The sequence below is a fragment of the Paenibacillus sp. JT22N1 genome (assembly GCF_059692155.1).
This window is the reverse complement of the sequence record NZ_JCAUAW010000004.1, coordinates 452,140-472,133: the sequence shown is the minus strand read 5'-3', so window position 1 is coordinate 472,133 and position 19,994 is coordinate 452,140. Positions and strand designations below refer to the sequence as shown.

The window sequence follows — 19,994 nt, the reverse complement described above, 5'->3', positions numbered from 1 at the left end:
CATGGAATTAAATAAAGAAACATCAAGAAGATGCTGCACCGCTTCCCCCTCCTTTCCTGCGTTTCCATAGGGTATAACTGAACTTAGCCGTTACGAACAAGATCAAGAGAGACTGAATGACACTTGATATTTCGAGGGGGATGCTCGTGTTTCGTTCAACACCCATACCGCCTGTCTGAAGTGCAGCTAGAAGCACGGCTGCAACAGTCGTACCAAGCGGATGCGCGCCAGAAAGCAGCGTAGCCATAATGCCGGACCAAGCGAACCCCGGATTCGTTATCATGCCGTCTGTATAGCGATACTGCATGCCGAGCACTTCGACTGCGCCTGCCAGACCAGCAAAACCACCACTCGCGAACATGCTCGCGAGCATTAATTTACCACGGTTAACGCCCCCATAAGCGGCAAACAACGGATTGTAGCCAAGCATGCGGATTTCGTAACCGGCAGCACTGTATTTAATAAACAAAAATAAGAGAACCGCAAAAACAATGGCTATGATGAAGCCCGCATGCATGCTCATCCCTTGGAAAAGCTTGGGCAGCCATATGCTTTTATCGACCATCATGGTTTGTGCTAGTGCAGCTGATCCCGTTTTATCCTTGAGCGGATAGGCAACCAAATAGCCTGCAAACAAAGCTGCAATATAATTGAGCAAGAGTGTGGTGACAATCAAATTCATTTTAAATCGCGCATCCAGCCAACCCGCAAAGGCTGACCATATACCGCCAACTGCAATGCCGCCTAGCAGCGCAGCGAATAATTTAAATAGTGCAGGTCCAGGAAAATAGAGCGCAATTATCGCGCTGGTTAAAGCACCAAGGATCATTTGACCTTCAGAACCCATGTTGAAAAATCCGGCGCGGAAGGCTATTGAAACGCCTAAGCCAACTAATATAAGTGGTGTCGCTCGCGTCAAAGTATTTGTAAAAAAGTAAAAATTGCCGAAAGCACCTTTCCACATTTGTGCGTATGTGTCCGAAATGGAACCGCCAATCAAAACGATGGCAATGGCTCCGCCAAGTAAACCGATACATACCGCAATAAGCGGTTGAAGCAGAGCACCAATGTTTCCTTTCCAATTAAGCATGGGAATTACCTCCTGCCATCAACAGACTGATTTGCTCCTCAGTCGCATGCTGCGCTGACAGCTCTCCCGCAATTCGCCCTTCATACATCACGATAATGCGATCAGAAAGCTTAAGAATCTCCGTCAATTCCGAAGATACCAATAGAATCGCTCCCTGCTCATCACGTTTTTTCAACAGCTCATCGTGGATCACTTCCATCGCTCCAACATCAACGCCACGCGTGGGTTCAGCTGCGATAAGGAACGGTTGTTTTTGGGCAATTTCTCTGGCTACAATCAGTTTCTGAAGATTGCCTCCAGACAGAAATTTGACTTTCGTATCCTGGGAACCGGTTTTAATCTGGAATTGCTGGATGAATCCATCAACCATATTTCTCAGCGATTTGCCTTGCAAAAATCCGTTACGCCGATGCGTTCTGTGATGCCCCATTGTACCGTTTTCAAGTACGCTGCCTTCCTTGGCAGCCCCCCATTGGTAACGATCCTCAGGAATATGCGAAAGCCCGCTTTCTCTGATCTCACGAACCAAACGGCCTGTAATGTCTTTGCCCATCAGACAAATTTGACCTTGATCAATCGGTTGGAGTCCTGTAATGCTTTGAATCAGCTCAGACTGTCCGTTACCAGAAATACCAGCGACGCCTAAGATCTCACCAGCCTTCACCTCAAGACTGACACGATTGAGTACTGGCTTTCCTTTCTTGCCTTGTATGATAATCTCTTTTACTTCGAGAACCGTTTCACCAAATCTTGCGGCACTTTTGCTCGTTTGAACCAGTTCTCTTCCTACCATTAATCTAGAAAGTTCTTCAGCGTTAGTTGCCGAAGTATTTACAGTCCCTCTGATTTTACCGTCTCGAAGCACCGTAACTCGGTCCGCAACTTCCATGACCTCATGTAATTTGTGCGTGATGACAATGAAGCTTTTACCCTGGCTCGCTAAGCTCTTCATAATGACAAGCAGTTCCTTGGCTTCCAGCGGTGTCAAAACACCGGTAGGCTCGTCCAAAATAATGATATCCGCACCTTGGTAGAGCACCTTCAAAATCTCAACACGCTGTTGTAATCCTAGTGGAAGATCAGCTACTTTCCTGGGTGGATCAATGGGTAGCCGGTACATGTCACACAGTGCCTTAACTTGCAGCGCAGCTTTCTTTCGGTCGAACTTCACTCCGACTTGCGGTTCATTGCCGATGACAATATTTTCAGCCACCGTAAAAGAAGGAAACAGCATGAAATGCTGATGCACCATACCGATGCCATGACGAATCGCATCCGTAGGATTCACGAACTGGACTTTTCTTCCGCGTAAAAGAATCGTTCCCGACGTTGGCTGTTCCATTCCGTAAAGGATGCGCATCAGGGTTGTTTTACCTGCCCCATTCTCGCCGACTAGCGCATGGATTTCACCTTCGCGCAGCGAAAAATCTACGTTGGAGTTAGCTGTCAAGCTTCCATAGGTTTTGGTAATTTGGTTCATTTGAAGCAGCATGACGGGTTTCGCACTCCTTTCCTAGAAATGCGGAAACTGCCTACGTCGCCGTAAACAGTTTCCAGGGTCATATTATGATTGTAAGGACGTACTACTATTTAAGAGGATTCGGAACCGTAACTTTACCAGCTACGATATCGTCTTTGATGGCTTTAACTTTAGTCACAACGTCTTGTCCAATAAATGGACTTAGTTTGGATTTGCTTTCTTTTGTTACGAAAGTAAGACCAACGCCGTCTTCTTTCAAGCCGTAATCCATAGCGCCAAATTTAAATGTTCCATTTACGAAATCTTTCACAGTTTGGTAAGCAACGCTGTCTGTACCTTTCAATTGAGAGAGAACGATGTGCTCAGGATCCGTCACCGTACGGTCGATATCTTGACCGGAAGTGTAGAAACCTTTTTCCTTAGCCGCTTCGAACACGCCCAAATCGCCTACAGCTGATGCCGCTGCGATGAAGTCTGCTCCTTGAGAGAATTGCGTCAATGCCAGCTCTTTCGCTTTTGCTGGATCTGTGAAGCTGCCTACATAGTTCACGATGAATTTTGCATTCGGATTCGTTGATTTCAAACCTTCTTGGAAACCGACTGTGTATTTTTTGATCAAAGGGATATCAACTGCTGCTACCATACCGACAACATTTTTCTTAGTTGCAAGACCAGCAGCCGCTCCAAGCAAGTATGCTGCTTCGTGCTCACGGAATACTACGCTTCTAACGTTCGGCAAATCAACAACGGTATCAATAATAGCAAAAGATTTCTTTGGATTTTCAGCAGCTACCTTTTTCAAAGCATCCTCGGATTCAAAGGAGCTGGTGATAATAAGATCATAATTATCTGCAACAGCAGCACGCAGGTTTTGTTCAATTGCGCTGGCATCTGTAGATTCTACTGTTTTCACATCAACGCCAAATTCTTTACCTGCTTTTTTAACACCCTCATCCTCTTGAGCAAAGAAAGGGTTCACACCGATTTTTTCTGGTGTTATTAGAATGATTTTTTTGGATGATTTCGTTTCAGGCGCTTTTGTTGCTTCTGCAACTTTCGCAGCTGCTGGAGCTGCTGTATCATTTTTAGCGGTGCCGCAGCCAGTCAGCATTAATGTAACGGCGAAAATGGAAAATAACGTTTTTTTCATGTGTGGCTCTCCCCTTTTGATCTGTTTTTATCAAAGATTTTCTTATCCTATTCGACAAAGTGCGACTTTTCAACTAAGACTGATAGTAGTGGATTCCATAAGTCATGTCAAGAATAAAAACGACAACCATTATTTATTGACACCTATATGCTTAACTGCTATATTTCAATAAATCACACTATTCCTATGTGAATTAAAAAATCCGGAGGTGTTTTATTCTTATGAAACAATTGAAATCCCGCAAGTCTTTGCAAATAGCTGTTTTAACAGCCGTCCTCTTCTCCTCTGTGAGTACATTAAGCTCTGCCGCTGAAGCGAGTGATTCCGCAGTCTCATACAAACAGTTTTTGAAAAACCAGTATACCATTAGCTTGTCAGACTCCCTATCAAAGGGTGATTTCGTTATCGCAGTTGATCGCATCTTGAAGGCTGAAGCGAAAGATCAGACCAATGTATTTACAGACTTGCAAAAGGATAGCCCTTATTACAAAGCAGCGCTTGCTTTGCACGAAAAAGGCATTCTATCCGAAGGCAAGCTGCAAGGAGATCAACCACTTACTCAGCTGCAAGCGACTTTCATAGCTTTAAAAGCCTCCGGCTTGAAAGAACTAGCTTATACCTATCCCAAGGATAAAATCAAAGCCGCTCTGGCTAAAGTACATATTGACTACGATCAAAACAATCAACTAACACTGCAAGCCGCTCAAGAGCTGGCCGCCGCTATTGATACTGGCCTTGTCTCCTCCGATTTCGAAACGGATGCTGCTGCTGGCGAAAGCTTTGCGAACGAACTGCTGGGTAAGATTCTTACTTTCCAAGGACAATACAAGCATTATATTGGAACGACTTCCGATGATGATATTTTCCGCAAAATTAACGATACCTGGCGTACGGAGGATCTTATTTCATCAACAGATTTGCGTGCTGTCTTCGATGAAGCCTTGAAAAAGAATCTAGTTACCGGCTACAACTTGAAAGATTCTCGTTTCGATGCGAACTTTGATCCAAAGCTTTCTCTCACCTATGGACATTCTGATATTACGCATGCGATTCAGTTAATCGGACTGCTGCGCAGCGAGAACATCCAAGCGAAAGTACAGTTGGAGCCCAAGACATCTGCTTTCATCTATTTGAAAGAATGGGGCGAGCCGACACAATCCGACGATTATCAAGTCGTCCAAATCGAGAATGGTAATTTCATAGCCTACGCCAAGGAATACGACATTGAGTTCGAATTCGATAACGCTGAGCAAAAGAACAAGTTCCAGCAGGTCATTTTCCAATATGCTAAAAAGAACAGTAAAGACGAGACAGGACTCATTTATTCTTCTTGGTGGCAGCCACTCTACTATTCATTAACCGATGTGAAAGATTATAAAGTGATTGCTAATAATAAAGTCAGTAAGGGCCATTATTATGCACAGTCCTTCTCCCTCAGCGATAAATCTGACGATGTCGTTACTGGCCTAAAGAAAATCAACGCCAGCTTGAACGTCGACTCCTACAAGTTCTGGGTGGACGAACCCTTCTACAATTATTTGTTAGGCGATTTTAAATAAAAAATAAACAGTTGCACGGGATCCATATTCTCCCGGTCAACTGTTTTTTATTTACAAGCATAATTCGAAAATTCATTTCATAGACTTATAGAAAGGATCGGATTTAAGAGAATAGGAGTTGCCCCATGTACATGTTACGACTTGTAAAAATGAATGCAGCCCACCTACTTATCTATCTCCTTATTATGATAACTAGTTCTATATGGACTATCATCTGGGGAACTCAAGCCAAGGTGAAGCCACCACCAAACCTTCCTGTTTCCGAATATAACATCAACCAAGCTAGTAACGGCGTTACGCTCCATAGCATTCGGACTCCACCAAAGAACATAGGGTTGAAGGCAATTACAGGCAATGTGACAGAAAGGCAGGAAAATGGGATTAACGGCGGGTTTTTCTGGCAGGGCTATCTCCTTAGTATTGCTGTCGTAAATGATCGTCCCGTCAAAGGGGAACCTGGCGATTACGGCTCTGGCTGGTTTAATATTGACCGCAAGCGGGGAACGCTTGTATGGGATGAGAAGGCTCAAACCTTTACCATTCAAGTCGTTGAACATGCGGACGAGCTGAAGGTGATGGATCGCGCTCATTATTGGGCGCAGGGAGGCGTGAGCATGGGACTTACCAATCCAGATGGATGGGTGGACCAAGCGCTAGCGGAAGAGATGCCCGTCATTAACGAGAAGCGCATGCGATCGGGTATTGTCTACGATAGAAATAACAACGTTTATCTAGTCGTGGCTCCAACGCCATGCACCGGAGAACAGTTCCGCACAGCCGTGCAAGAACAGGTTGGAAATGGACAGCTTGTGGATGGGCTGTTCCTGGACGGCGATGGTTCCTCCCAGCTCAAAGTTGCCAATTACTTGCTCCCCGGCGATCATCGCGAGGTGTATCAGATGATTGCGTTGTTGAAATGAACGAAAGGGAAGAGAATCATTCTAAAAAAAAGAGGAACCCCTGTACCAAACAGGAAATTCCTCAACTCAAAACTAGAAAGTTACATGGTCAGGATCTGGACCAATGCGTTTGTCTTCGTTTAGCGAATCCACGAGAGCAATATCATCTGTGCTAAGTTCGAAATCAAAAATATTCGCATTCTCGCGAATTCGGTGCTCTGTAACTGACTTCGGAATTGTCACAACACCATTCTGAATATCCCAGCGCAGCACAATTTGTGCCGGGGATTTACCATATTTGGTAGCAAGCTGCGACAGTACGGGATGATCGAGTTTCCCCTGCATGAGGGGACTCCATGCTTCTAGCTGAATATTATTGTCGCGGGTGAATGCGAGAAGCTCTTTTTGCGCAAGCTCCGGATGATACTCGACTTGATTCACGGCTGGAACAATACCTGTATCTTCAATAACTTGTTTCAAATGATGAATCTGAAAATTACTTACACCAATAGCTCGGACGAATCCCTCTTTGTACAAATGAACGAGCGCCTTCCAGGTCTCTCTGTACGTGGCAGATACGGCCCAGTGAACTAGATAAAGATCGATCATTTCAATGCCGAGCCGCCTACGGCTAGCATCAAACGCTTGCAGGGTAGATTCATAGCCCTGGTCGGCGTTCCAAACCTTGGTCGTCACGAAAATCTCTTCACGCGGCACACCGCTTTCACGAAGACCTTGCCCAACGCCATCTTCATTCTTATAAATGGCCGCTGTATCTATACTGCGATAGCCCAATTGAAGAGCAGTTTTCACTGCTCCAATCACTTCTTGGCCTTCTTTGGTCTTATAAACGCCTAGTCCCAGCCATGGCATGTGTATGCCATTATTTAGTGTGACTCCGTCTGTAAATGCTTGATTAGATTGCGTTGACATTAGGATAATACCTCCATCATGAATATAATTTTATGACGGCTCTTTGGTAGAGTACGCACATAACAATCATAACATCTGGAAATAAGATCACATAATTGTGCAATAGCTACCCTTGATGCTCATGAATTAAATCCATCTTCAACTTCCATAATGCCGCGCTTAAATTCACACGATAAACTTCCGGATTAAGCTTACGCAAATACTGCGGCCAGACGGACTGCATCTGCTGCGCATGGTAATCTCGAATTCCATCCAACGTAGGCTCCTCATAGACAAGCTTCCCTTGGAGAAAGATGGGGAGGAGCAGTGGAATTGCTTCATAGTCATCAATATATTTGTAGATATAAGGGTGGATGGGGTCGAACAGCTTGATTCGTTCCCCCTTCTTGATATCGACTTCATGCTGAAGTGCCAAATAGTCGGCTTCTGCTTTGCCTGTCTTCTTGTTTATGATCCGGTAAGCTTCCTTGAAGCCCGGATTGGTTACTTTCTCGGGATTGCCCGAGATCTTAATGACCGGCACGAATTCGCCGTTCTTCTCGCGGGCCACCAGCTTGTAGACCCCGCCCAGCGCGGGTTGATCGGCTGCAGTAATGAGCTGGGTGCCGACGCCCCAGACGTCGATCTTCGCATCTTGGCCTTTCAGCCCCTCGATGATGTTCTCATCCAGATCATTCGATGCGACGATCTTCACCTCGGGAAAGCCCGCTTCATCCAGCATGCGTCTTGCCTGCTGGGATAAATACGCCAAATCGCCGCTATCCAGGCGAATGGCGTTCATGCTCTTGCCCTGGCTCTGCAGCAGACGCGCCGTCTTGATCGCGTTCGGTACGCCGCTGCGCAGCGTATCGTACGTATCAACGAGCAGCGTCACTTGCTCCGGCAGCGCCTCAGCATAAGCACGGAAGGCTTCCTCTTCCGTGTCGTGCGCCTGCACCCATGCGTGAGCATGCGTGCCTTTGGTCGGGATGCCGAACAGCATCCCGGCTCTGAGGTTGGATGTCGCATGAAACCCTGCGACATAGGCTGCTCTAGCGCCCCAGATAGCGGCGTCAGCCTCTTGGGCGCGTCTTGTGCCGAACTCCAGCAGCACATCGCGCGGAGCAACTTGTTTGATCCGCGAAGCTTTCGTCGCGACAAGCGTCTGGTAGTTCACAAAGTTGAGAATCGCCGTCTCAACCAGCTGCGCTTCGAACATGCTCGCCACTACGCGTACGAGCGGCTCATTCGGGAAGACAAGTGTACCTTCCGGTACAGCTTGTAAGTCTCCTCCGAATTTAAACGCGCGAAGCGCCTCCAGGAAATCCTCCCGATAATTCTCTTCCTGTGTCCGCAAGTAGGCGATCTCCTCATCGCCAAAATGCAGATTTTGAATGTAATGAATCACCCGCTCTAAACCAGCGAAGACCGCATATCCGCTCCCGAAAGGCAGCTTGCGGAAGTATGCTTCGAAAACAGCTTTCTGCTTATAAGTGCCCTGCAGCCAGTGCGCGTACATCATATTAATTTGGTATTTATCTGTGTGCAGCGTCAAATTATCGTATTTCATAGGATTCATCCTTTCCACCAATTGTCATAGCACGTTATTGGACCCCTGCGTTTATGTTCGGTAACGGCGTAGCGCTCCTCAATCTTCTGTACAGCAGAAGCGAGTAGGGGGCTTCCTTCCAAGTAGTCATCCAACTGATCGTAAGTGAGTCCCAGCGCTTCTTCATCCGGAATACCTGGTTTTAAATCTTCCAAATCTGCTGTAGGCTTTTTCAAATACAACTGTTCAGGGCACCCCAACTGCTTCAGCAGCAGCTTGCCTTGCCGCTTATTAAGACCATAGATCGGAGTCACATCGCATGCACCATCTCCATGTTTCGTGAAAAATCCTGTAATCGCCTCAGCCGCATGATCCGTCCCCAAAACAAGCAATTGATAGTGCGCGGCCAAATCATACTGCACCTTCATGCGCTCACGAGCCTTCACATTCCCTTTATGAAAATCACTCAAGACCTCACCCGTAGCTTCGGCAAATTGCCGTACGGACGCATCCACCGCGGATTGTATGTTAACCGTTACGACACGGCTAGGCCCAATAAAACGTATTGCAGCCTGTGCATCATCTTCATCTTTCTGGATACCGTAAGGCAGCCTAACAGCCATGAATTGATAGGTTTCCGTGCTACCTTCCGCATTCAGCTCTTGGATGGCTATTTGGGCCAGCTTGCCTGTTAATGTGGAGTCTTGACCTCCAGAAAGCCCAAGCACGTAGCCTTTGGCTCCCGTATGAATCAGATAGGCCTTAAGGAATTGTACTCGACGCTTGATTTCGTAGTCCACGTCGATGTTTCCCTGTACAAATAAGGAAGCTTGGATCATTTCCTGCATAAGATTCCCCATATTCATCATCTCCTCATTCTCCGTGATTTCTGTCCGATTCATACCTAATCTGCCATCGCAGCTACCACTTTAACCTCGAACGACTTTCGCCCCAAGTGTACTTTGAAAATGCTCCAAGGCCCATTCATGCCCCGTCTGATTAAAACTAGCGACTGCATCTTCATGAACAACAATGTCGAAGCTTTTGTTGTAAGCATCCACCGCTGTATGCAGCACACAAATATCTGTGCAAACGCCAACCAAATGCAGCTCATGAATTCCTCTTGCCCTTAAATTAAGCTCCAACTCGGTGCCGCAGAAGGCGCTGTATCTTGTTTTATCCATCCAATAGATCTCGCTCTTATTATGCTCATGTACAGTTTTCAACTTGCCATATAAATCGCGTCCCGCCGTGCCGCGAATATTATGTGGAGGAAACAACTTCGTCTCTGGATGAAAAGGATCTTGTTCATCGTGGAGATCAACGGCCATGACCACAAAGTCCTGCTGGGCCAAAAATTGATTTGTAATTTCACAAATTCTCGCTTCAATCGCAACACCCGGCTCCCCACAAGGAAGCTTTCCAACAACAAAATCCACCGTATAATCAATGATAATAAGAGCTCTCATCCTAAACACTCCTTCATATTGTATATTTGATATTATTATTAAGACAATATCAAAATAGAAAAGAGAGGCCTAGCTGTAAATAGACAGCTGAGGCACATAATCCGTAAATCGGTACAACTGAGCAGCTCGCTGGGAGTAACGGTTAGACATTTTACCCTGTCCGTTATGATCCAGCACTTCTTCGATAATCCCTTTGCGACTTTGGGTCGATGTAATTTTACGAATGAAATTCCGTTCCTTGAACGTCGGAACGACCGTTTGAATGACTTGATACAGCTCACTCATCGTGAATTCTTCGGACAAGAACTCTCTGGCAATCGTCGTCGTCAGCATCTTCTGCTGAATTTGAGCAAGAGCATCTCTAACGATGATTTCATGGTCAAAAGCAAGATCCATCGCCAGCGCCTCATCGATAGGGAAAAGGCGAACATCAGCTGCATCATCAGCGGCTTGACGTTTCTCAAGATAACGTTCGTGCACGAGCGCGAAGAATGCGTGCGAGATCATCCACCCACGGGGATCGCGCTGCGGCGTACTATACACATTGAAATATTCAATGTGTACGTCGGATACCCCCGTCTCCTCTGTTAGCTCGCGCCGGGCGCTCTCTTGAATCGTCTCGGTTTCCATCGAGAACCCACCTGGAAGTGCCCACTGGCCTTCGAACGGCCATTGCTTTCTTTGAATCAATAAAACTTGCAGCTCCCGAGTAGGAAGCGACTTCTTCACTGAGCCTTTTCCTTCTGAGGTTATCGTAAAGATGACGATATCCGTAGGCGCGCCGTCAGGTGTACGGTATTTACTCGCTCGATAGTTGCTTTCATTCTCTATTGGTACATTCATTAGGTCACCTGCTTAATTACAATTCTCACGATATTGTCTATTTGATAATTTCATTATGACATAATTAAAATTCTTTTACAATAGGATTTTGGCAATTAGTCTTGTGCCTACTTCTCTATCACAATCAAACACGTGCTATCCGGCAGCGGAACCACGTTTCCATCTTGATCCATGATCCTTACTTTATCCGCCAACGCGTCCGTATACCCTTCCTGGAGGAAGTGCTTGCTCTCCACAATTTTGGCCTCATTACCTAATGTATCCAGAATAAACGCAGTAAACTCGCTTGGGGTAAAGTATCCGAATTGCTCCTGTACTTCATGCACATAAGCTTCTTCACCCCATGTATATGTATAAAGGAATTCCATCGCATCATTCACGGGCATGATGACCTCATCCTTAGCTACGACCTCATACTGAATCAATCGCCCAGCGAAATCCTTCGCATACCGCTGCAGCCAAGCCATCGCCCCTTCTTGCAGAAAGCGGATGGTCCGCTTCTGCTCGGCAGGTTCGGTCATAATACCGTCGCGAATAACGATTCGACCTCCGGGTGCGAGAACATCGAAAGCGCTTCGCAGCGCTGCAGCAACCGTAGCATGGTTGAATTTCTTCCCGCCAAAAGGGATGTAGGAATATAATTCGTGCAGGATCGATGAGAAAATAACAGTGTCGATTGTGCCCGGCTCTACATACTCTTTGAGATCAAGTGCATCCCCCTTCATAACGTCCCACCGATGCCCCTCCAGCTGTTTCTTGCGTTCCAAAGCTTCAATCACATTCGACGAAATGTCGATCCCAATCGGATGCTTGTCCGGCAAATACTGCTCAATGAGATCCAGCATAACCCCGCCGCCAGGTCCTATATCAACAACCCGCTTCCCAACAACGTAATCCAGCATCATCTTCTTATAATCAGCCGTTTGGTTCATCGTGGCTAAGTATTCTTCCTCGTTATGAAAACGGTCATAGGCATCTCTGCGCAATTCGAACAGATCGAACAATAACAGTACCGCCTTTTCATATAGAGGAGATTTCTCTGCTTCCACACAAAACTCAATCAGCTTCTCTGCAGCAGGAGAAAATTGGAAGGTAAAAAATATCGTGTCCGGGAGTTGGGGCTTTCGATCAATGAGGTGCTTCAGATGGGCATTGCCCCACTTACCATCGGGTTTGAACTCTTGAGATAATTCCAACGGATCCTTCATCAAATCATTCCAAGCAAGCTCACCCAAATATTTCTCAATCATCCTCTTCTTATAAACGTTTACCTTTTTGCTGCCCTTGTAATCGTAATACATCGTATTCATCAAAGGTTCGAAGCTAATGTGTTGAATAGAATCCGCTTGACCACTTGAAAACTGGATAATCAGGAATACTTTCACCAACTGCTCCAAAGAAAATTCTTGCAGGGCCGCTTCTACGAACCACAGAGTTCTACCATCCAAAAATGCCTTCAACGCATCTAATGGAACTTCGTCCAGCAGCTTCCCATATTCGGCATCGAAATTTTCTCCCTTTTGAATCGTGTTTCCCCGTAGTCTGGCAAGGCGATCCTTTATGGCAGGCTCTTTTTTCAAAGAATCGGATACGATCTGCTCAATCATTGACTCAACTTCATTACGAACCGAATGCCAGAGCTCTTCTGACACACCTGCGATAATGCATTGATTCAGCGGCAAGAGCAAGCCTCTTAATTCATCAGCTGAAAGCAAGTTATCCTTCATCAAACGAATTAACGGTGCATGTTCTTTAAGCGGAACTTCCCCACGGATCGTTTGGCCAATTAGCCCATGAGTGTAGATTAACGTATGTATGACAGTTGACTTATCGCTTGGATCTCCTTTATCTAGCTTATACAGCTGCGCCGAACCAAGGTTATGGACGTAAAGATGGATACCTGCTTCTTGCCACATGAAACGGTCTCTTGAAGTCCCGCCCTTCGCGACTTCTGACCAGATCAACACCTCTTCTAGTAAATCTTTCTTCCAAAAGGACAACGCTAGCCCGTCCAAAATATGTAATGTCCGCTCAACATAATCAAGCACAGGGTTCGCCTGTGCCAGCTCCTGGATCGACTGAATCCGCTCGAAGTTAACGATGCGCTCCTCCGCCGAAACGATATAGGTTAACCATTTAGGTTGGTCTGCGGCATTTGTGTCCCCTGCCCGATACCTTTTTATTAATTCTAATGAACTTAACATGCCGGTATATGATCCTCCCATCCTACCTATCACTATATGACTAGTATAAACCAACCTCATGGCAATCTCACGTTTCTGCATTCGACTACTTCATTGATGATCGGCATATAGATTGGCGTAATTGACAAGTATGGTCAAAAAGCCAAACACGACAAATGAAAAAAAGGCCATTAAATCCAAATGATACACGTTGGGAACGACAATGAAAACAGCACCAATAATAAAACAAAGCCAATTTTGCCAAACTTTTTTGCCGGTTTTCCCTAAGGCCATCAGAGATGCTACGAACTGCAAGCTGCCTAGCAGCGCGCAGGTGTAAAGTGCATTCGTATGAGCTTCAAAGCCGAACACCCAAGGACTCACCAGAAACCAAAGGCCCATACAAGCGGACAATAAGTTTTTCAAATACATCGTCTGCTGCCACCTCCTACTTTACGAGATGCAATAGTATACGCAAACGCTTTCAAAATGGTGAAATGGAAAAGCCTCCAGCTCACCCAAATAAATAGGCAGCAAGAGGCTAATTCTTCTAAATTTCTTATTGTTCTATATGAAAGGAGCCTGCATCGCTCGTTTTCACATCTGCATGTAGGATGTCAGATACGAATTTCAAAGGAACATACAGCGTATCGTTAAGAATAACTGGAGCTGTCCCTAGCGTAACCGGAGCCATTTTCGCAAAGAAATAGCTGTCTTGACCCACGGAAACACTCGTCCACCCAGCACCCTTTTTCAATTCAGCAGCGTATGTCTCTTGATTCCATTTCACTTCGTAGCCAAGTCCTTCTGCTACTTTGCGTAAAGGCACTAGACTCACGCCTTCGGCATTTGTTAGGCTATCGCTTGCCACTAAATCCAGCTTCATTTTCTCAACAGGTATGGGGGCAACTGGTTTAGGTGTCATATTCCATTTCTCAGGCAAATTAAAACGGAATTCCGGAGTGCCTGTGGAGCCTGGCGCAATCGAATATTTCGGGAACACAATAACCGCTTCGCCTTTTTCCACATAAAAGCTTTGCTCTTCGCTGATGCCTTTAAATTCATCTTTGAAATAATTCTCCGGTTTTTCATTGATTTTGGCCTGAATTCCGGCATTGACAATTTCCTTGAAGTTATCTCCAAGCAGATCTTGCAAAGTAACACGCTGCCCTTGTTCACGATTTAGCACATTGTACGTATCAACGCGCGGCATACCTGTACCACCTGTTGCTGCATACGTCGTAACTTCAAGTGAGACAACACCTGCCGGGTTGTTCGAACCATCCGATTTCAACACATAATTAATCGTCAGCTCGTAGGGCCGATAAGTGAAACCATTCGTTTTTGCATCAGCAGCGGCTTGAGCAGCCTCTTTCTCCCAATTCGCCAAATCTTTGTTCGCGTGAGATAAAATGATGTCATTTGTTTGCTCTTGATACTTCGTATCCAACATGCCTGAAAGCTGCGGCACTTTGATATTGGTTTTTAGATCCTGCGTTTTAGAGGTAAGCTCAACTTCTTTCATTTGAACTGGAGAAGTTGATTCAGATGCAACTGGTGAAAGAATTGGGACTACGGTGACTGTTTCCGCTGATGCCATACCTGTTAATGGTAATACGGCACCACTAACACCCATTAGCATTGCACATCCAACTACACCAAGTTTCAACATGTTAAAAGGATTCTTTTTCATTTCATGTTCACTCCTCATTCGTTATCGTGATAATCTTCGGTTGAATTAACCTTCACGATAACTAGACGTGCCAGCGTTCAAGAAAGTCTGAACGTCAACATTCTTTTATGAAATTCGGAATGAACTCACAACTTGATGCAAATCTTGAGCAATACCAGCAAGGCTTTCAGCAGAAGCTGTAATCTCTTCTGTGGACGCGAGCTGTTCTTCCGTTGCAGCCGCTACAGACTGAGCAGTCCCCGAAGTTTGCTGCGCAACAGAGCCTACACTTGCTACGGTTGCCGAAACTTCTTCCGAACTTGCAGCCATTTGCTGAGCCGCCGCAGCCGTTTCCTTAATCTTGCTGGCAACTTCTTGCGACGCGTTGACGATCTGACCGAATGCTAGCTCCGCAATCCCTACCTCTTTAAGACCTTCCTGTACTTCTGACAGCCCCGTATTCATAACTTGACCGGCACGTGCAGAATCTCTTTGAATGTTCGAAATGAGTTCGGAAATATCACGTACAGAATCATCCGTCTGCGACGCTAACTTACGAACTTCACCAGCAACAACTGCAAAACCTTTTCCGCTCTCTCCGGCACGTGCAGCCTCAATCGCTGCGTTCAAGGCAAGAAGATTGGTTTGCGAGTCAATATTTCCAATTAACGTTGAGATTCGACCGATGCTCTGTGAATGCTTTTCCAATTCTTTTATGACTTTGTTTGCAGCATCCACAGAATGACTAACGGCCTGCATCTTGTTCACCACACGACATCGAATGGGTCCCTTGCTCAGCAAGCTGCGTTGCAGAAATCGATAATTCAGATACATCCGATGTTGTTTCTGCAATCCGTTGAATTCCTACAGTCATTTCTTCCATCGCTCTGCCGCATTCCATCGAGCTTTGGGCTTGTTTATCGGATCCAGTTGGGTTCGACGGTAAGATCCCCATTCGCTATCCGATTTAAGGCTTGTGAAGCTTTACGAACGGGTGAGGAAATGTTTCTAACAAGTATGTAGCAAGCGGTTAGGATGAATGCAATGATGACACTAAGAACGATAAGAGATGTGTTCACACTTGTTTTGTATACATTCAAGCTTTCCAGCTCCGCTTTTCTTCCTCCCTCTTGATTAAACACAACCAAATCCGCCATCGTTTTTTGCGCTTTACCAAAAGCGGCTGCCATCACCTGAAGGCTTTCTGCTGCTTCCTTTACTTTACTGTAATCATTTTTGTTCGCACTGTAAGTCGCATGTGCCAATTCCCCCCAAATAATGAATGAATGATCCAACTATGATGTATACTCATTTCATCTGCTGCAATCATCATAATCGTTATTCATTAATTTTCTTACCTTACATTCATTGTGAAACTGTTAGATTTGCTAACAGTTAGAAATTTCACGGAGGTTACTCATGTCATCATCTTTACGCTTCAAACTTGTCTCATTGCTTGTTCTTATCACTTGTATTTCCCTAACTGTTGTCGGGATTACAAATTATCGACTTTCGAGAGATAAACTGATTCATCAAATGAAAGAGCAATCGATAACTTCCGTTTCCAATTCCGCACAAAATTTATACGATTTCTTATCCATTCGTTTAGCAGAAGTGGAGCTAATAAGTCGTGTAGACGTTATGAAGCATGGGACACTTGAGGAGCGGCTCCAATTTTTGACCAATGAATTAAAAACAGGCGCTAATCGCTATCATTCCATGGGAATTATAGATCTCAATGGCTATATGACTCTCACTACTGGACAAACACTTTATGCAACAGGAGAACGAAGATTCCAAGAGGCTCTAAAAGGGAAAACTTTCATCTCTGATCCTGAAATCGGTCAAATAACCGGTACATACATCATTTCCATAACCGCACCTGTCTTCAATGAAAAAAACGAAGTGACCAGTATCGTAAATATCTCTCTTGATGCGGAACAAACCTTTTTCGAGCATCTTCATACCCCTTTGGAGAAAGGCGAAATACTTATCGTGAACCAAGAAGGACTCATTCTGCATCATACCGATACACCTCAAATTTTGAACCTTAATATTTTCACCGAATACCCTTCACTTGGACCAGCTTTTCAAAAAGCGTTGCAGACGAACGAAGGATTTCTGGATGAATCTTATTACGGCGGTCAAAAAGCTCGGTGGTTTTATTCGCGTGTACCTCAATTAGACTGGTACCTTGCTTATTCCATGCCCCTTTCAGCTTTCGAAGCTCCTACGAGCCCCTTGCTTTGGTCGACTATCGGATTAATTATGATGACGGCTGTGATCATTTTTTTCCTCATTTACTTGACTGCTAATACACTGATTATTAAACGCATTAAGCAAATTCTCCATGTCACAGAATCAGTCGCTGCGGGTAATTTCTACATAAAACCGCTTATTTTCAAAAGCAAGGATGAGCTGGGTGCTCTTGCCCATTCTGTGAATGGAATGATAGAAAACTTACGTGAGCTATTCGAACCGTTCGAAGCCTTTATTCATCACAATCAATATGCCATGATCGTGACAGACCCTTCTTTTACTATTAATCATATCAACAGTAGAGCTGTACAGCTTCTTGGCTATTCTTTAGCAGAAGTTCACAAGAAAGCAACGCCCCTCCTGTGGTTGGATCAAGAACAACTGATAGAAAGAGCCGCGCAATACTCTTCAGAGCTTGGGGAATATGTTCCGGCTGATTGTACAGCCCTCGTGATCCGAACATTACGTCACCTAAAAGAGGATTCTGAATGGACTTGGCATCACAAAGATGGCACTCGTTTCTTCGTTCAGGTTAGTGTCAGCAGCATTACAAATCCGAATGGCGAGCTGAAAGGGTTCGTATTCATCGCTCGAGACATTAGTGATATTAAGGAGAGCAATGAGTCTAGGGAGAGGTTGTTAACAATTGTCGAAAGCGCACGTGATTCCATCCTCTCATTTGATGAGAATGGCTATATTTTTTATATGAATCAAGCTTGCAAGAGCATAATTGGATTAGATAAACGGCAAACCATCGGCAAACATTTCAGTGAGTACGTAGATATCCAGAATGACATCAATTTTGAAGAGGGTCTGAACACGGCTATTCGGGAAGGATTCTGGGAATTTGAAGCAGAGGTCCTAACGAAGGAACAACGGCAAATATTCATTTCCGTTATCATCGTACCCCATTGCCCCGCAGACAAGGGAGAGCGATATTTCTCAGCCATTACGCGAGATATTACGGACCAAGTACATTCCAAAGAGGAGCTCATTCGAGCGAAGCAAGAAGCAGATGAAGCTAATCTGGCTAAAGGGATTTTCCTGGCTCGTATGAGTCATGAAATTCGGACACCTCTCAATGGTATCGTCGGACTCTCCTACTTGATGGAGCGAACAATCATGTCACCGCTTCAGAGGGATTATATAAGTAAAATAGTGAGATCCTCGGTGTCCCTATCCAATATTATTAATGACATTCTGGACTTCTCGAAGCTCGAGGTGGACAAGCTAGCCATTGAACATCATGCGTTCCAACTGGATGAGACCATAGACCGTGTTTGTGAAACCCTTAGCGTGCTGCTTGGCCACAAGCCGGTTGATTTTATTTGTGATATCCATGACAATGTGCCGCTTGGACTCATTGGGGATTCCCTGCGCATGTATCAAGTTTTACTGAATCTAACTAGTAATGCGATAAAATTTACCGAGCAAGGAACAGTCACACTGCGTGTTCATGTGGAGCAGCTCCGAGAGGAAGAAGTCAGAATTGTCTTTACTGTCAGCGATACAGGCATTGGGATGGATGAAGAGCAATTATCCAAGCTGTTCCAGCCATTTGTTCAGGCCGATGAAGTAACGAGTCGGAAATTCGGGGGAACGGGACTTGGTCTTGTTATCTCCAAGAACATCATTGAGAATATGGGCGGTACCATCGAAGTGTCAAGCCAACCAGAGCTCGGCAGTGAATTCCGGATTAGCTTGCCTTTCTCGTTGTCCTTGCAGCCTATAAAGACTCAGGCAATCCTCCCACTGCGCGCATTAATTGTGGAAGATCACCCTGGTCTGAACCAAGTGCTTGTTCATATCCTTCAATCCATGTGTACAGAAGCAGCCGGTGTTTATTCTTGGAAAGAAGCAAGGAGTGCCATTGATGTTATTCCCGTAGATGTGATCCTGCTTGATATGGAAGCTGTTGATATGTACGGAGAGGAAGTATGGCTGGGCATGCTTGAAGCCTGCAATCGAATGAACATTTTAACGATTATTTACACTACTTTATCGGGCAGGGATGCCTTGGAGCAGCTGCCTGCACCGTCGGCTCCGCATGCCATTCTGGTCAAACCTATCTCGCGATTCGTACTATACCAGACACTGCAAACACTAACAGGCACACAGGCCGATAAGGAAATCATCTCTACGACAGACTTCCTGCATACAGTAGAAACAATGACATCCTTTCATCGCATTCTGCTGGTCGAGGATAATGAAATTAATCAGACTGTCGCTCGTTCACTGCTGGAAAGTAGTATGAATTGTGACGTTCAATTGGCTTCCAATGGCTTCGAAGCATTAAATGACTTAGAGAATAATGATTATGACTTGATCTTAATGGATATCCATATGCCCATTCTAGACGGCATTGAGACTACCAAACGAATTCGTCTTGAGCCTAGATGGATAAACATTCCTATTATTGCTTTAACCGCGGACTCTACTATGGAGAAGCGTTTAGATTGTATTCGGGCTGGTATGAACGAAGTGATCTCCAAGCCCATCATTCCTAGCCGATTGTTTGCAGCCGTCGATGCTGTTCTTAGTGAGAAGAATAGGATGGCCGTTCCAGGGCTTGATATGGAAGAAGCACTCGGACGGCTTGGCGGAAAAACCGAAATCTATCGCGAAATGCTTCGGAAATTTCAAAGTCAATCCGCTCCTATTATTCCGCAATTAACCCTTGCGATTCAGAAAGGGGACTATGCCGAAGCCATAAGTCAGCTGCATGCGCTGCGCGGCTCTTCTAGCAACTTGTCAGCTAATCGGGTATTCGCCGCGGCAACTGCCCTAGAAGAAATGTTAGAAATAAACGCTCAACCTGATGAAACAAATACCAGTATGATCCAGAACCAACTTCAATCGGTTGCCATTGCTCTGGAGGAAGTTTTTCATTCCATCCAAAAATTGCTGTTAGATTGAAAAATACTCTGAT

Annotated in this window: 17 protein-coding genes; 3 read left to right on the top strand and 14 right to left on the bottom strand. The window is 45.2% G+C overall.

Annotated features, from left to right (window positions below; all coding sequences use genetic code 11):
* Positions 1-22: 22 nt before the first annotated feature.
* From AC58UU_RS11120 to AC58UU_RS11110, 3 genes are all read right to left on the bottom strand, one after another.
* Entirely contained in the window at positions 23-1,090 is a 1,068-nt protein-coding gene (locus AC58UU_RS11120) for an ABC transporter permease (RefSeq protein WP_497315526.1), read from the bottom strand.
* Positions 1,083-2,582: an ABC transporter ATP-binding protein gene (locus tag AC58UU_RS11115; RefSeq protein ID WP_497315524.1), complete on the bottom strand. Its 1,500-nt coding sequence runs from the start codon at positions 2,580-2,582 to the stop codon at positions 1,083-1,085. The genes AC58UU_RS11120 and AC58UU_RS11115 overlap by 8 nt, the downstream gene beginning before the upstream one ends.
* Before the next feature lie 94 nt (positions 2,583-2,676).
* Positions 2,677-3,720, bottom strand: a complete 1,044-nt coding sequence (locus tag AC58UU_RS11110; protein WP_497315522.1) for a BMP family lipoprotein — start codon at positions 3,718-3,720, stop codon at positions 2,677-2,679.
* 221 nt (positions 3,721-3,941) lie between these two features.
* Here AC58UU_RS11110 and AC58UU_RS11105 point away from each other — a divergent pair, with 221 nt between their 5' ends.
* Both AC58UU_RS11105 and AC58UU_RS11100 read left to right on the top strand, forming a co-directional pair.
* A complete protein-coding gene (locus AC58UU_RS11105) occupies positions 3,942-5,279 on the top strand; it encodes an S-layer homology domain-containing protein (RefSeq protein ID WP_497315520.1) in 1,338 nt (445 codons plus the stop codon).
* A gap of 125 nt (positions 5,280-5,404) precedes the next feature.
* Complete coding sequence (locus tag AC58UU_RS11100) at positions 5,405-6,199, top strand: hypothetical protein (protein WP_497315518.1); 795 nt, start codon at positions 5,405-5,407, stop codon at positions 6,197-6,199.
* A gap of 72 nt (positions 6,200-6,271) precedes the next feature.
* Here AC58UU_RS11100 and AC58UU_RS11095 read toward each other — a convergent pair whose 3' ends face one another.
* The 11 genes from AC58UU_RS11095 to AC58UU_RS11045 form a co-directional block, all read right to left on the bottom strand.
* A complete protein-coding gene (locus tag AC58UU_RS11095; RefSeq protein WP_497315517.1) occupies positions 6,272-7,111 on the bottom strand; it encodes an aldo/keto reductase in 840 nt (279 codons plus the stop codon).
* A 106-nt stretch (positions 7,112-7,217) separates the two neighbouring features.
* Complete coding sequence (locus AC58UU_RS11090; protein WP_497315584.1) at positions 7,218-8,660, bottom strand: nicotinate phosphoribosyltransferase; 1,443 nt, start codon at positions 8,658-8,660, stop codon at positions 7,218-7,220.
* Between the two features lie 5 nt (positions 8,661-8,665).
* A complete protein-coding gene (gene nadE / locus AC58UU_RS11085) occupies positions 8,666-9,541 on the bottom strand; it encodes an NAD(+) synthase (RefSeq protein ID WP_497315516.1) in 876 nt (291 codons plus the stop codon).
* A gap of 27 nt (positions 9,542-9,568) precedes the next feature.
* On the bottom strand, positions 9,569-10,108 hold the full coding sequence (locus AC58UU_RS11080; RefSeq protein ID WP_497315514.1) for a cysteine hydrolase family protein: 540 nt from the start codon (positions 10,106-10,108) through the stop codon (positions 9,569-9,571).
* A 69-nt stretch (positions 10,109-10,177) separates the two neighbouring features.
* On the bottom strand, positions 10,178-10,951 hold the full coding sequence (locus AC58UU_RS11075) for an NUDIX domain-containing protein (RefSeq protein WP_497315513.1): 774 nt from the start codon (positions 10,949-10,951) through the stop codon (positions 10,178-10,180).
* Positions 10,952-11,058: 107 nt separating this feature from the next.
* The gene (locus AC58UU_RS11070; protein WP_497315511.1) at positions 11,059-13,155 is read right to left on the bottom strand and encodes a class I SAM-dependent methyltransferase; all 2,097 of its coding nucleotides are present in this window, start codon (positions 13,153-13,155) and stop codon (positions 11,059-11,061) included.
* Between the two features lie 90 nt (positions 13,156-13,245).
* A complete protein-coding gene (locus tag AC58UU_RS11065) occupies positions 13,246-13,566 on the bottom strand; it encodes an SPW repeat domain-containing protein (protein ID WP_497315509.1) in 321 nt (106 codons plus the stop codon).
* A gap of 127 nt (positions 13,567-13,693) precedes the next feature.
* Complete coding sequence (locus AC58UU_RS11060; protein ID WP_497315507.1) at positions 13,694-14,827, bottom strand: stalk domain-containing protein; 1,134 nt, start codon at positions 14,825-14,827, stop codon at positions 13,694-13,696.
* Between the two features lie 105 nt (positions 14,828-14,932).
* A complete protein-coding gene (locus AC58UU_RS11055; protein WP_497315505.1) occupies positions 14,933-15,577 on the bottom strand; it encodes a methyl-accepting chemotaxis protein in 645 nt (214 codons plus the stop codon).
* Positions 15,552-15,707: a hypothetical protein gene (locus tag AC58UU_RS11050; protein ID WP_497315504.1), complete on the bottom strand. Its 156-nt coding sequence runs from the start codon at positions 15,705-15,707 to the stop codon at positions 15,552-15,554. Before AC58UU_RS11050 ends, AC58UU_RS11055 begins: the two co-directional genes overlap by 26 nt.
* Positions 15,708-15,723: 16 nt before the next feature.
* Entirely contained in the window at positions 15,724-16,101 is a 378-nt protein-coding gene (locus AC58UU_RS11045; RefSeq protein ID WP_497315502.1) for a HAMP domain-containing protein, read from the bottom strand.
* Between the two features lie 124 nt (positions 16,102-16,225).
* On the opposite strand from AC58UU_RS11045, the gene AC58UU_RS11040 reads away from it, so the two are divergent.
* Positions 16,226-19,981, top strand: a complete 3,756-nt coding sequence (locus AC58UU_RS11040) for a response regulator (protein WP_497315500.1) — start codon at positions 16,226-16,228, stop codon at positions 19,979-19,981.
* The last annotated feature ends 13 nt before the right edge of the window (positions 19,982-19,994 follow it).

Coding starts and splice junctions, on each gene's coding strand:
- AC58UU_RS11080 (WP_497315514.1), bottom strand. CDS start 10,108: ATGAGAGCTCTTATTATCATTGATTATACGGTGGATTTTGTTGTTGGA.
- AC58UU_RS11050 (WP_497315504.1), bottom strand. CDS start 15,707: ATGGAATGCGGCAGAGCGATGGAAGAAATGACTGTAGGAATTCAACGG.
- AC58UU_RS11075 (WP_497315513.1), bottom strand. CDS start 10,951: ATGAATGTACCAATAGAGAATGAAAGCAACTATCGAGCGAGTAAATAC.
- AC58UU_RS11115 (WP_497315524.1), bottom strand. CDS start 2,582: ATGCTGCTTCAAATGAACCAAATTACCAAAACCTATGGAAGCTTGACA.
- AC58UU_RS11070 (WP_497315511.1), bottom strand. CDS start 13,155: ATGTTAAGTTCATTAGAATTAATAAAAAGGTATCGGGCAGGGGACACA.
- nadE (WP_497315516.1), bottom strand. CDS start 9,541: ATGAATCGGACAGAAATCACGGAGAATGAGGAGATGATGAATATGGGG.
- AC58UU_RS11060 (WP_497315507.1), bottom strand. CDS start 14,827: ATGAAAAAGAATCCTTTTAACATGTTGAAACTTGGTGTAGTTGGATGT.
- AC58UU_RS11090 (WP_497315584.1), bottom strand. CDS start 8,660: ATGAAATACGATAATTTGACGCTGCACACAGATAAATACCAAATTAAT.
- AC58UU_RS11040 (WP_497315500.1), top strand. CDS start 16,226: ATGTCATCATCTTTACGCTTCAAACTTGTCTCATTGCTTGTTCTTATC.
- AC58UU_RS11100 (WP_497315518.1), top strand. CDS start 5,405: ATGTACATGTTACGACTTGTAAAAATGAATGCAGCCCACCTACTTATC.
- AC58UU_RS11120 (WP_497315526.1), bottom strand. CDS start 1,090: ATGCTTAATTGGAAAGGAAACATTGGTGCTCTGCTTCAACCGCTTATT.
- AC58UU_RS11110 (WP_497315522.1), bottom strand. CDS start 3,720: ATGAAAAAAACGTTATTTTCCATTTTCGCCGTTACATTAATGCTGACT.
- AC58UU_RS11065 (WP_497315509.1), bottom strand. CDS start 13,566: ATGTATTTGAAAAACTTATTGTCCGCTTGTATGGGCCTTTGGTTTCTG.
- AC58UU_RS11105 (WP_497315520.1), top strand. CDS start 3,942: ATGAAACAATTGAAATCCCGCAAGTCTTTGCAAATAGCTGTTTTAACA.
- AC58UU_RS11095 (WP_497315517.1), bottom strand. CDS start 7,111: ATGTCAACGCAATCTAATCAAGCATTTACAGACGGAGTCACACTAAAT.